The organism is Helicobacter sp. WB40 (assembly GCF_027859275.1).
Lineage (GTDB): Bacteria > Campylobacterota > Campylobacteria > Campylobacterales > Helicobacteraceae > Helicobacter_D > Helicobacter_D ibis.
This window is the reverse complement of the sequence record NZ_JAQHXS010000008.1, coordinates 1-12,732: the sequence shown is the minus strand read 5'-3', so window position 1 is coordinate 12,732 and position 12,732 is coordinate 1. Positions and strand designations below refer to the sequence as shown.

10 protein-coding genes, 1 tRNA gene and 1 pseudogene are annotated in these 12,732 nt (G+C 31.8%); 3 read left to right on the top strand and 9 right to left on the bottom strand.

Annotated features, from left to right (window positions below; all coding sequences use genetic code 11):
• From PF022_RS06670 to PF022_RS06655, 4 genes are all read right to left on the bottom strand, one after another.
• A partial coding sequence (locus PF022_RS06670) for a DNA translocase FtsK 4TM domain-containing protein (RefSeq protein ID WP_271023291.1) occupies positions 1-1,407 on the bottom strand: 1,407 nt, incomplete at its 3' end.
• Positions 1,408-1,424: 17 nt separating this feature from the next.
• Positions 1,425-1,523, bottom strand: a tRNA-Sec gene (locus PF022_RS06665).
• Between the two features lie 46 nt (positions 1,524-1,569).
• Complete coding sequence (locus PF022_RS06660; protein WP_271021712.1) at positions 1,570-2,361, bottom strand: histidinol-phosphatase; 792 nt, start codon at positions 2,359-2,361, stop codon at positions 1,570-1,572.
• Positions 2,362-2,363: 2 nt separating this feature from the next.
• Positions 2,364-2,840 carry a hypothetical protein gene (locus PF022_RS06655; RefSeq protein ID WP_271021711.1) on the bottom strand — a complete coding sequence of 159 codons (477 nt, stop codon included), beginning with the start codon at positions 2,838-2,840 and terminating at the stop codon, positions 2,364-2,366.
• Between the two features lie 78 nt (positions 2,841-2,918).
• Here PF022_RS06655 and PF022_RS06650 point away from each other — a divergent pair.
• Both PF022_RS06650 and PF022_RS06645 read left to right on the top strand, forming a co-directional pair.
• Positions 2,919-3,971 (top strand): annotated as a pseudogene (locus PF022_RS06650) (glycosyltransferase family 4 protein); the annotation flags it as partial.
• A gap of 108 nt (positions 3,972-4,079) precedes the next feature.
• Positions 4,080-4,694: a sugar transferase gene (locus tag PF022_RS06645; RefSeq protein WP_271021875.1), complete on the top strand. Its 615-nt coding sequence runs from the start codon at positions 4,080-4,082 to the stop codon at positions 4,692-4,694.
• Positions 4,695-4,746: 52 nt separating this feature from the next.
• On the opposite strand, the gene PF022_RS06640 is transcribed toward PF022_RS06645, so the two are convergent.
• From PF022_RS06640 to purD, 5 genes are read right to left on the bottom strand one after another with little or no spacing between them, the layout of a single operon-like run.
• Positions 4,747-6,861 carry a polyribonucleotide nucleotidyltransferase gene (locus tag PF022_RS06640; RefSeq protein ID WP_271023290.1) on the bottom strand — a complete coding sequence of 705 codons (2,115 nt, stop codon included), beginning with the start codon at positions 6,859-6,861 and terminating at the stop codon, positions 4,747-4,749.
• Between the two features lie 9 nt (positions 6,862-6,870).
• A complete protein-coding gene (locus PF022_RS06635) occupies positions 6,871-7,548 on the bottom strand; it encodes a phosphoribosyltransferase family protein (protein ID WP_271021709.1) in 678 nt (225 codons plus the stop codon).
• Entirely contained in the window at positions 7,548-9,659 is a 2,112-nt protein-coding gene (locus tag PF022_RS06630; protein ID WP_271023288.1) for an LPS-assembly protein LptD, read from the bottom strand. The genes PF022_RS06635 and PF022_RS06630 overlap by 1 nt, the downstream gene beginning before the upstream one ends.
• A gap of 7 nt (positions 9,660-9,666) precedes the next feature.
• Entirely contained in the window at positions 9,667-10,125 is a 459-nt protein-coding gene (locus PF022_RS06625) for an RDD family protein (protein ID WP_271021707.1), read from the bottom strand.
• 8 nt (positions 10,126-10,133) lie between these two features.
• Positions 10,134-11,387: a phosphoribosylamine--glycine ligase gene (gene purD / locus PF022_RS06620; protein ID WP_271023287.1), complete on the bottom strand. Its 1,254-nt coding sequence runs from the start codon at positions 11,385-11,387 to the stop codon at positions 10,134-10,136.
• A 345-nt stretch (positions 11,388-11,732) separates the two neighbouring features.
• Here purD and PF022_RS06615 point away from each other — a divergent pair, with 345 nt between their 5' ends.
• Positions 11,733-12,230: a c-type cytochrome gene (locus PF022_RS06615; protein ID WP_271021705.1), complete on the top strand. Its 498-nt coding sequence runs from the start codon at positions 11,733-11,735 to the stop codon at positions 12,228-12,230.
• Positions 12,231-12,732: the final 502 nt, after the last annotated feature.

The window sequence follows — 12,732 nt, the reverse complement described above, 5'->3', positions numbered from 1 at the left end:
TTCCACTATCTCATTTTCCACATAGCCTTCATTATTATTTGCAGATTCAATGATATTAGATGCTTCTTGTAGTTCATTATTTAGAGCACTTTGTATCTCTAGCATATCATTTTCTATATAGTCATCTTCACTGATTTTGACTTCCTCTGTTAGATTGTGTGCTTTTTGCAAATCGTCTGCAACAGCGTTTAAAATCTCATTTACCTCATCATCACATGCAACTAGGCAATCTTTTGGTTCTTGCTTCTTTTCATAATATGAGCTAAATGGTATTGCTGCATATAGTTTTTGAGGATATGATTTAATGACTTGTTTTGGTTTTTCTTCTTTTATTGTGCTACTAGCTTGTGCATATTGCATTGAGACTTCATCTGGAATATCCACTATTTCACTTGCATAATTTTCCTGTTTATCCACTTTTATAAGCTTGATTGGGCTTGTTTCTTCTTCTATATTTTTGGATTGTAAATATCGTTCAAGATTCTTAAACTTCTCCAAAGTAGCCATTGAATCTAGCTGAAATTGCCAAGTATCATACCCTTGCTTTTTTGCCTCTTGGATTGGTATTACTCTAATTTTCGATGATATATCATCTTTAATATCCACGCTAGTTGGAATCTCTTCTTTATCGTCTTCTTTAATTATTTCTTGCTCTTGCTCTACTTCACTTATCTTTGCAGATTCATCGCTAAAATCAAACTTAACGTGCTTATTACTACTTAATACATGATTTTCTTTATCATATTCTATTAATTCTTCTAAAGTTAGTGTTCTTGGGGCTTCTTCTTGTATTTCTTTTGTATCTTTATTTTCTTTTACTACTGGTGTGAAAAACGCCTTTATGCGTAAAAATATCTCTTCTATAGATTGCGTTTTAAGTTTAAATTCTTTGCTTTTAGAGTTTGTCTTTTTAATGTTTTGCAAATCTTTTTTAATATCATTTTTGAAATTATTAAAAATCTCAATAGCACCCTTTCCACTCCATAGCACATAACCAAAAACAAACATAAAAATAATTACAAAAAATACGCCAATCCTGCCAATTATCGGTTGTAATACAGAATTAAAAGCTATACCAAAAATACCAGAATCTTCAATAAATAAACTCTGCAATGATAAAATAGTAAGAACTAAAATAACGATGCTAAGTGCTTTTTCTAGCATTTGCGTTGTAAATTTAAGCTTGGATAATTCGCTTATACTTGGTATATTTTTAGCTCTATAGACACAAAATCCTAAAGCCAACAACCAAACATAACCCAAATATCCAAATAAAAAATAATGTAACTTAGAGTATCCCTCTCCAAATCCACCTAATGCACCACTTGCACCAAAAATTTCTAAAATCCATAAAAAGAATATAACACCAATGATAATTGTTTTATTATTTAATTTATCTAATTTCATCAAAAAAACCCTAAAAATGGCGAGAGGGTGAGAGAATCGAACTCCCCAGCAAATAGACACCTATCCACTCAAATGGGTTTGAAGCCCACGATGCCCACCAGAGACATATACCCTCCGCTAGTCAAAGAAGGCAATTTTACGCTTTTTTACCTAATATTTGATTTAAAATTCTGCAAACTTCATTTTACCTTTTTCAAAAAATACACACTTATTATATCCAGCCTCTCTTGCTATATTTTCTATATCATCTCTTTTGTAAAAAATATGCTCTAATTCATGTGCATCGCTACTAAATGTAATTTGGATTCCTTTACTTTTACACATTTTTAGAATCTCTAAGCTTGGATATTGCTCTTTTACGCTTTTTCTAAACCCAGATGAATTTATCTCAACGACCATATTAGAATCTCTAATTGCCTCTAATGCTTCATCTAATATATCACCTGTATCGCAAGTTGGCTTATAGTTAAACACTTTTAGTAAATCCATATGCCCGACTATATTAAACAGACCACTTTGTGCCATTTCTTTTGTTTTAACATAATATTTATTCCAACAATCATTAATATCTCTTTTGGCGTATTCACCGATGAATTGTGGATTATCAAAGCCCCAGTCATCTAAAAAGTGTATAGAGCCTATTTTATAATCCAAATCAAGCTTTAAAATTCTATCATCTAAAAATTCTGGCATATAATCTATCTCTAGCCCTATTTTTAGATCAATTTTGTCTTTATATTTTTCTCTTAGTCGCTCATATTCATCTAAGTAGAATGATAAAGCTTCAAAACTCATTCTATATTTGCTATCAAAGTCCATAGGATTATGACAAGAAAACCCAAACACATCAATCCCGCATTTAATAGCCCTAAGCACATATTCTTCCATTGTGCCATTTGCATGATTACATAAGCTTGTATGATTGTGTAAATCAACTTTTTTCTTTAAATTCATAATTAATCCATTCGCTTTTCCATTTCTTTAACTATATGCAAACTTAAGACATGCTTGTCAAATACAGCTACATAAAACATTGCATCAAATATCTTTATATCAAGCACGAATCCTTCGACCTTTACCTCACGCTTTTTTGTATCTTCTTGTAATGTTTCTGCCCTAAAAGTAATCTCATTGCCAAGTTCTATTGGTGCTAGAAACTTAACTTCAGCACCGATTACTATCGCATTTGGGTGATTTACCGCAAGCATTGCACTATATGCTGCACTTGAGAATATATTGCCAGAGTGTATAAGCCCTGTTTTATCCATAACCATCTTGCTACTAGTCTCTAGCACAACAGAGGCTTTACCATATTTTAGCTCTTTTATAGAACCATTATTTGCATCTATATTTGCACATACTTTTTGCAATACACTATCATGATCTGGTTTGCTTAAAAAATCCTCTTCTTCTTTTGGAAATTCTTCTTCCATGTAACCTTTCCTATTTAAAATGCGCTGATTATAGCATATTTAAGATTCTGATATAATTGTATAAAAAAGGAAATTTCTTTGACTATTTTATTTCTATCTCACACAGATTCCAACTTATATAACTTCAGACTGCCAATAATGGAAGCATTAGTAAAAAATGGACATAAAGTAATAGCACTAATACCGCATGGTGATTGCTTTTTTAAGTTTCAAAAACACGGAATTGAAGCAATAAGCTACGAAATAAATAGAGCAAGTCTAAATCCAATATCAGGCATAAAAACAATACTTGAAATCTCAAAAATACTAAAAGAGCAAAAGCCAGATATAGTCCATACATTTATGCTAAAGCCAAATATTTATGGGTCATTTGCAGCAAAACTAGCAAAGCTTGATTGTATAATAAATAGCCTAACAGGTCTTGGGAGCTTCTATATACAAAAAACTTTCAAAACAGAAATAATAAGACTAATAATAGAAACTTTAAATAGAATCTCGTTTAAAATAGCAAACAAAGTGTTGTTTCAAAATAATGATGATTTAACATTATATGTAGAAAAAGGCATTATTGAATCTAAAAAAGCAATCTTAATAAAAGGTTCTGGTATAGATACTAAAATATTCTCTCCACTAAGCAGTGATGAGAAAGACAAAATAAGACAAAACTTACAAATACCAAAAGATTCTTGCGTTATCCTAATGATAGCTAGGGCAATAAAGCACAAAGGAGTAGTAGAATACTATAAAGCTGCACAAGAAATAACTAACAAATACAAAGATGTTGTATTTTTATATGTTGGTGGTGTTGATAATGGCAATATTTCTGCTATGAACGAAGAATCTTTGCACACTGATTTTGTCAGATATTTGGGGGTTAGAGACGATATTAGGGATATTGTTGGAATATGTGATATTTTTGTATTGCCTAGTTATAGAGAAGGGATTCCTAGAACACTACTTGAAGCAGGGAGCATGGCAAAGCCAATAGTTACCACAAATGCAGTTGGTTGCAGAGAGGTTGTAGATAATGGGATTAATGGATTTTTAGTAAATGTAGGCGACTATAAGGATTTAGAATCAAAAATCACAACTCTAATACAAGACAAAAATTTAAGAGAAGAATTTGGCAAAAAAAGCAGAGAAAAAATATGCAATGAATTTGGTGTAGAATCCATAGTTGCTTCATATTTAAAGCTATATAATGACACAATAGAAGACAAAGAAACAAATACATTTAAAATCTACCCACACATAATAAAGCCAATACTTGATAGATTCTTTGCATTAATACTAATAATATGCTTCTTGCCAATAATATTAACAATAGCTATATTAATTAAAAACAAACTAGGCTCTCCAATACTCTTTAGCCAAGATAGACCGGGCAAAAATGGTAAAATATTTAAGATATATAAATTCCGAACCATGAGTGATGAAAGAGATGAAAATGGGGAGCTTTTATCAGATGAGATTAGGCTAAAAGGCTTTGGCAAAATAATTAGAAAAACAAGCCTAGATGAACTACCTCAACTTTTTAATGTATTAAAGGGTGATATGAGTTTTATAGGACCTAGACCACTGCTTGCAGAATACTTGTCTCTATATTCTAAAGAGCAAGCAAGGAGACATGAGGTTATGCCTGGGATTACTGGCTGGGCACAAATAAATGGTAGAAATGCAATCTCATGGGAAGAAAAATTCAAACTAGATGTATATTATGTTGATAATGTAAGTTTCATGCTTGATTTAAAAATATTTTTTCTTACAATATACAAAGTGCTAAGAAAAAAAGATATAAACTCAAGCACAAGCGTTACAATGGAGAAATTCACAGGCTCACAAAAAAATAATTAAAAAGATGCACAAAAAGCTAAACCTTCTGTTGCATCTAAACCTCCTAAGAGATCTAATCCTCTAAAGATAGCTCTACTTTGTTTTTGTTTATGCTAAGAATCTGAACTGATAGCATATCCCCCTCTTTTAGGGTTAATAGTTGATTTTTATCTTTTAATTTTGAAACATGCAATAGCCCATCGTATCCTTTTGGTAGCTCAACAAACGCTCCAAATTCAACTATTTTCTTTACTTTACCTTGATATTTATCACCTACTTTATATTCTTCTTCAGGATTTATCTTTGGTGCGGATTCTTTTAATGCTATCTCTTTTATAAACTCTATTGCATTATTGATCTTTTCCTTATTGTCTCCACTAACACACACTTCACCGCTATCTCTATTTAAATCTATACTAACTCCAAATCGTTCTATTATGTCTTTTATCGTGCGTCCACCTTGTCCTATTATCTCTACAATTTTGTTAGGATTTATGAAGATTCTATCCATTCTAGGCAACACACCATCATTTAACACAATTTTTTCCCTTGCTTCTTCCATTATGCTTAGAATATGCTTTATGCCATCTTTAGCTTGAGAGAGTGCCTCTTTTAAGATGTTTAGATTCAAGCCACCAAGCTTGATATCCATCTGCATGGCAGTTATACCATTTAATGATCCGGCAACTTTAAAATCCATGTCCCCATCATGGTCTTCTAAACCCATAATATCTGTTAAAACCGCATATCTATTACCATCACATACAAGTCCCATAGCAACCCCAGCAATCAAGCTACTACACGGAATCCCAGCTGCAGCAAGCGCCAAAGATCCACCACAAACGGTCGCCATAGATGATGAACCATTTGATTCTAAAATTTCAGAAACGAGCCTTATTGTATATGGACTTGTTTCAACACTACATTCTAATGCTCTCTTTGCTAGATTTCCATGTCCTAGCTCACGCCTACCTGGTGCCCCTATATTACCAACTTCTCCTACACTAAATGGTGGAAAATTATAATGCAACATAAATTTTTCTTTCAAACCCTTGCTTGTTAAAAGCTCATAACTTTGTGCATCCATATCACCACCAAGAGTAGCAACAACTAAAGCTTGTGTCTGTCCCCTAGTAAAAAGAACACTAGAATGTGTCTTTGGCAAGAAATTTGTCTCAATGCTTATAGGTCTAACTTCATTTAATGCCCTACCATCAGCCCTTTTTCTATCATCTAAAATCATGCTTCTAATAATATCCCGCTTCAATGACATCACACTTTGTGATACCCTCTCTTCTAAAGATTCAATGTCTTTAGGGTTTTCTTCTCTCCATTTGTTTAAGATTTTTTTTATAAATAAATTTAGTTGCAAATTCCTCTCTGTTTTTGATAAGCTCTCTATTACTCCCTTTAACTCATCTAAGTGATGATTTGCAATATATGTTTTTATACTCTCACATACAAAACTTTTCTTAAATACCTCAAAAAACAATTCTTGTTTTTTATATGGTAAAAAAGCTTCTTTTATTGCATTGCTTTTTTTCTCTATTTCGCTTTTAGCTAATTCTAATGCTCTTGTTAGCTCCTCTTCTTTTAATTCATTTGCAGTATATTTGCCATTTTGACTACCACCAAATGTCCTCATCTCAATCATTAACAAATCGCTATCAACTCCGCTTACAAGCAAATCTAAAGTGCTATTATTTAGAGTTTTTGGATTAACTACAAAATTATCTTCAATAAGTCCTATTCTAATTCCATTTACAGGTTTTGATATTGGAATCTCACTGACATATAATGCAGCAGAAGCAACATTGAGTGCCAAAATCTGCAAATCAGCTTCACTATCAGCACTAAGCACCAAAATAGTTATGTTTGTAGGATAGCAATAATCTTTTGGAAATAGCGGTCTTAAACTTCTATCTACGATTCTTGCAGTTAGGGTTTCAAAATCTCCCGGTTTTGCTTCTCTTTTTACATAGCCACCGGGAAACTTACCCGCTGCATAAGATTTCTCTATATACTGCACAGTAAGGGGCAAGAAATCTTCTTCTATTATTTCTTGTGTATCTATTGTAACGGTGGCTAAAAGGACATTGTTTCCTTGCTTTAAATATGCACTTCCACTTGCTTGCTTTGCAAACTTATTAAACACATAAGATTCATTGCCAATTATTGTTTCATTCATATTTTCTCCTTACATATGCGTGAAAATTTCATCTAATTGTTTGTCTTCTACTTTTGGATAGGTTTTGTAATAATATTTTATATCTACAAATTTGTTTGTTTTATAAAAACAAAACACTCCATCAGTCACATCTTCCAAGTTTTTTACTACATCAAGTGGTGCTACAGGTGAGACAAAATTTACAATTTTTGCATGCATCGTTATCATTGATTTTATAACAGCCATTGAAGTAAGTCCGCTATCTATACCTATATCTACTATTAATGCTCTTTTTTCATCAAGCGAGATTGGTGGATTGCCCTTTCTGTATTGGTATATCATAGGCAACATCTTATCTTCATATATTCTTTGAACTTCTCCATAAATATAGTCCAAACTTATCTCAAAACACTTAACCAATGGCTCGTTGATCACGACATCTTGCGTCTCTGTTACCATTGCAATTTCACAATTTGAATTATTTGGTGCATAAATTGGTGCAGCAAAGAGAAATGTAAAAGGAACTTTTAAATGTCGCGATAAATTATACGCGAATCTAATACCATTAAAAGATATACCAACAACTATTGTTTTTTCTGTATTTAAAAACGAAAGAGGCATATTGTTTATTAATTTTTGAAATGCGTCATCTTCATCTTCAAAAATAGTATCTCTCATACTTGGGTGATTTAAATTTTCCAATATCATTAGCTACCTATTTTTAGACCATTTTTTAATAATGGCATTAATTCTAGTGTTAAAAGCACATATTTATCATCTCTTGCTTCGACACCTCTAGTTGTCAAAGTAGGATAAACTTCACTTGCATATTTAAGCCCAAGCTTAAAGCATCTAACTTGAGTATTTATACCAACACTCCAAGTCTTAAAATAATCCTCTTTATAGTCATAGCCTATATTAGCAAAAACATCAAAATAAGCAAACGACTTATAAAATCCTGCATTTATATAATTAGCCTCGCCAAATCTCCACTGCGATAAGTCTTCTCTTGCAAATCTCTCTCTTACAAAATGTCCAAAAAATAAACTTAACTCATCATTATTTGTATAGCTAATTTGATGGGTTGCTTCGCTAATCCTTGCTTCTGTGTGGTTATAAAATATACTACTTAGAAATCTCCAGTGATAGTCATAAAAATATTCCAATTCAGATTCAAGCTCTCCTATTTTCTCACCATTATCTATAAAGTAATAATATTGCTTTAATTTGTGTGATAATTTTAGATTATTATCATTGTCATAAAAACTTTGAAAAATACTTAATTCAACTTCATCATCAGAACCGGGCAAGACAAAAAACTGATCAAAATATCCACTTTTATAATCAAAGCCAGACATTATATATTTAGCCTCTAAATTAATTGTATGTCCGAAGTTGTCATAACTTTTCATCAAATCCGTATTTGCCTTAAATACATAGTGATTATTCACATATCTACCAGAATCAAAATTACTCCTGCTATAATCAACAGCTGTAGCATAAACTACGGGCGATATTGATAGATTCAAATAATCATCAAACACTTCTTTTGTATAAATAAATGGTAAATATACTTGCTGTTGAGTAGCACTAAACCCTTCTCTTCTAGTATAATTTGTAATCTTATAATCAAATGAATAATATAAATCATCTACAAGAATATTATCTATTTGCCTATGATACTGAATCTCTGGTAAGGTTTGAATTGTATTTGCATTGCTGTTTTGCTCTAAATTTGAATAATATCTAGCATAAAGCCCGATATAATCACTATCGCTTTTTAGAAAATAGTTGAATCTAGAAGTTAATAGATTCCCTTGTAAATCAGTCTTGTCTTCTGCATTGTTATTTTGCAATCTAAAATAATCAATATCAGATACTTGAGAAATATCTGCATGCATTCCATCTTCATAGAAATATGAATCCTCGCTGCTTAGTAAATCTTTTCGTTCATACTTTAGTTGTAATCCATAGTGGTTTCTATTTTCTAAATCATATCTTTCTTGGTAGTCTTTTTTATTTGCAAAATACCCAAGATTCAACCACAAAATCTCATCTTTATCATCTATAAATCTAAATTCATTATAAAAACCAGCACCTCTCTTGCTTCTTACTTGTGGAGCAAATGTCATATCCCAAAAATTACTAGGTGCTATAAAAATTGGTTGAGAATATAAAAATCCATCATCTCTTGAATTACCAAATAAAGGATATAGTAGCCCACTCTTTCGCTTAAATCCGAGAGAAAAAGATAAATATGGAAAATACATAACTGGCATATTATAAATACACAGCCTAGGATTCCATAAGCTCATCCATTCCTTTTGTGTATCATACTCGCCACTACTTGCCTTTAGCGACCAAATAGGATTATTTATACTACATGATGAAACAGAAGCATCACTTGTCCTATAAATAGTATCATTAAACTCTGCTTCATCAGCACTTACCCAAATACCACTAGCAGAATCTTGCAAATAAAATGGCTCTAAAAATGAATAATTCTCCTGCATCTTTATTTTTATGCTATCTGATTTTAAAAATAGTGAATTACCCTTATAAGCACTTACATTGCCTATTAGTGTTATCTCACCAGTTTTAGTATCATAATTTGCCTCATCTGCTGTAATTAGATAATCAAGATTAATAACAGTTGCATTACCTTTCCCAATCACAAGTGTTTTGCTATATTGCATATCATCAGCTAGAAATTCAAATACTGCTTGTTGGTTTTCGTTAAATTTCTTTATCGATGGTTGTGCATAAAGGCTAGATACCATAAAAATAGATGCAGCTATGCTAATTGTCTTTAAATTCATTGCTTGCCTACCTAAAATTAATTACCAAAGTCTTAGAGATTCTATCATGTAAGCTTTGATATATAGCGTTTGTAAATACAAAGAAAAATGGTAAATACATTAAAAATTCACTCAATGCTCTAAGCAATGAACGTAAGAATGACTGCTTCCAACTAGGATTATCTAGTAATTCGACCTCAATTATACGAATCTTTACCACCATTTTTCCAATTGTAGCACCATACATCTTCACAAAAATAGCCTGATATGCAACTCTTATTACATACAATATAAACCACGAGCTAGAAATCACATATATCAAAGCTTCCGGGTCATTTACATTTTGCATTATAGTATCCCAATAAATTCCAATTAGCACCATACTGATAAGCAAATCATCTATCAAATACGCTAACACTCTCTTCCAAATTGGAGCTACTTCAAATTCTTCTCTAGCTAAAATTTCTTCTATTTTATCCACATTCATAAAACACCCTATAACGCCTGATATGCTATATCATTTCTATATTGTTTGCCAGAAAATTCTATCTTTTCTACTAAATTATAGGCATTATTTCTAGCACTCAGCACATCTTGCCCATAACCAACACACACAAGCACTCTACCGCCACTTGCCAATAATTTACCATTATCATTTCTAACTCCAGCAAATGATATAAATGTATTTTTATTATCATTTTTAGCTATGCTTATTTCTGTTTCTTTAGATGATTTATAAGGATAGTCTTTTGAGGCTAAAACCACTCCAACACAAACACCCTCTCTTAAAGCATACTTCACACTTCTTACATCTCCTTTTGCACAACCTAAAAAGCAATCCAATAGACCGCTTTCAAAAAGTGGCATTAATACTTCACACTCTGGATCTCCAAACCTTACATTAAACTCAAGCAAATAAGGCTCACCATTTACAACCATGATTCCACAAAATAACGCTCCGCTAAACGGATTGCCCTCATTTTTCATACCATTTAGAGTTGGAATAATTATATTTTGCTCAACTTTTTTAATAATATCACTACTAGCTAGTGGAGATGGTGCATAAGCACCCATACCGCCAGTATTTGGTCCTTTGTCATTATTTAATAGCCTTTTGTGATCTTGTGCTGCTGGAAGCACTATATAGCCCTCTCCATCACACATAGCAAATACAGATAACTCAAATCCATCTAAAAACTCTTCAATAACAACAAGCCTACCAGAATCGCCAAAACTAGAACCATCTAGCATATCTTTTAATGCACTTTTTGCTTCATCTTTACTCTGTGCAATTATAACCCCCTTACCAGCACACAATCCATCGGCTTTAACTACAATTGGCTCTTGCAGACTATCAATAAAATTACATCCATCATCATAACTGCTAGTTTGCAAAAATCTTGCAGTAGGAATATTGTGCCTCTTTGCAAACTCTTTCATAAATGCCTTTGAGGCTTCTAATCTTGCAGCATTTTTACTAGGACCAAAGACTAAAATATTATTCTCTCTTAACCTATCAGCTAAACCATCAACCAAAGGTGCTTCAGGTCCAACTATCACTAAAGATATATCATTATCTATAACAAAGCTCACAAACTCATCATCATTTTTGCAATCTAGATTCTCCCCAATTTCACAAGTAGCACCATTTCCGGGATAAAAATAAATCTTGCTAACTTTAGATTCACTGCTTAATGCCAAGCCGATTGAGTATTCTCTTCCACCACTGCCAACTATCACTATTTTCATGCACTACCTTTGTATTATGATTTGTAAAACTTACAAAAAATCTTAAAAATCACAATAGCCCCCAAGTGAGCGAATATAATAGGATTGTGGTCCTAAAATTCAAAAAACTTAGCCATAAGCTTCAAATTAGGGGCAGATTCTCATCTCAACTTAAGAGACTAATAACGAAAATACCAAACACACAAAGAAATCTATACAGCTAAAAACAATTATTATGTTGGACCCTAAAATTACAAAATTCGTTTCACTCAGGTTAAGAAATTATAAAATACACTAGCTAAAAGTAGCTTTTAATGAAACAAAAAATATTATTTTGGCAAAATTGCAAACTTAAAAAGGACTTCTATGAAAAAACTACTAATTGCAACTTTGCTAAGCATGAATCTTATAAGTGCGAATGAATGTGTTTGTTTTGAACTAAAAGGTGAATTTGGGGAAGAAATTAGAGAAATACTAAAAAAATATTCTAAAAATCTAGGTTCAAAAGATATAAAAATAGTCAGAGAAAACGATGATCTAACACCACAAGAAAAAAGTTTTGTGGATAGCTTGCTTGGCACTGGTAATCCAACTAGCACAAGAGCATATCAAGCAAACAAAGAAAATGGAGAAAAACTATACAAAAGAGATTGTGCAAGCTGTCATGGTCAAAAGGCTGAAACATCAGTAGCAACAAGAAAACCAATTAACACATGGAAAGCAAGTGATATAGTAGATGAGCTAAGAACTTATCAAAACCAAACATTCGAAGGTCAATCAAGATTCGTCAAAAATCAAATAGCACAACGATACAGCAAAGATGACATGAGAGATATAGCTTATTTCATAGAATCTCTAAGATAAATCTTTACAAACCTTTTGGTTTGTTTAAACTAGCACATTCTGTAACTTTTAAGCTAAAATAACCCTTTAATCACTCACAATAAAGATAGATTCAATATAGACAATAATTGTATAAAACCCAAAACACATTACTTAAACGCTATAAATAATCTAAAAATACTATTTAAAGATTTATATAAATTGTAGCTTACTATTCCACCGCATACCTATTTTAATCATACGCTGTGCTTTTATGATTTGTATTTTTTCAAATTATTTAATAGTTATTCACATAAAGAGAGATATTAACATAGTATAGTCTTTGAAGCTCTATACAAATAAGCCATTGCATTATAAAATGAATTTCACTTAAGAAAAGATTCTATAAACACTCAAACCTATGAAATAAAAAGAATTACAATTAATATGTAGACAAATATTATATAAAAACTAAGCCTTTCAAAGATATTTGTGGTAATAAGAAAAGACTCCTAGAATCTTTTCTTATTTACATCACTAATAA

Bases quoted from the DNA above. Each gene is read 5' to 3' on its own strand.
- PF022_RS06635 (WP_271021709.1), bottom strand. From the start codon at position 7,548: ATGATATTGGAAAATTTAAATCACCCAAGTATGAGAGATACTATTTTT.
- PF022_RS06625 (WP_271021707.1), bottom strand. From the start codon at position 10,125: ATGAATGTGGATAAAATAGAAGAAATTTTAGCTAGAGAAGAATTTGAA.
- PF022_RS06660 (WP_271021712.1), bottom strand. From the start codon at position 2,361: ATGAATTTAAAGAAAAAAGTTGATTTACACAATCATACAAGCTTATGT.
- PF022_RS06630 (WP_271023288.1), bottom strand. From the start codon at position 9,659: ATGAATTTAAAGACAATTAGCATAGCTGCATCTATTTTTATGGTATCT.
- PF022_RS06655 (WP_271021711.1), bottom strand. From the start codon at position 2,840: ATGGAAGAAGAATTTCCAAAAGAAGAAGAGGATTTTTTAAGCAAACCA.
- PF022_RS06615 (WP_271021705.1), top strand. From the start codon at position 11,733: ATGAAAAAACTACTAATTGCAACTTTGCTAAGCATGAATCTTATAAGT.
- PF022_RS06640 (WP_271023290.1), bottom strand. From the start codon at position 6,861: ATGAATGAAACAATAATTGGCAATGAATCTTATGTGTTTAATAAGTTT.
- purD (WP_271023287.1), bottom strand. From the start codon at position 11,387: ATGAAAATAGTGATAGTTGGCAGTGGTGGAAGAGAATACTCAATCGGC.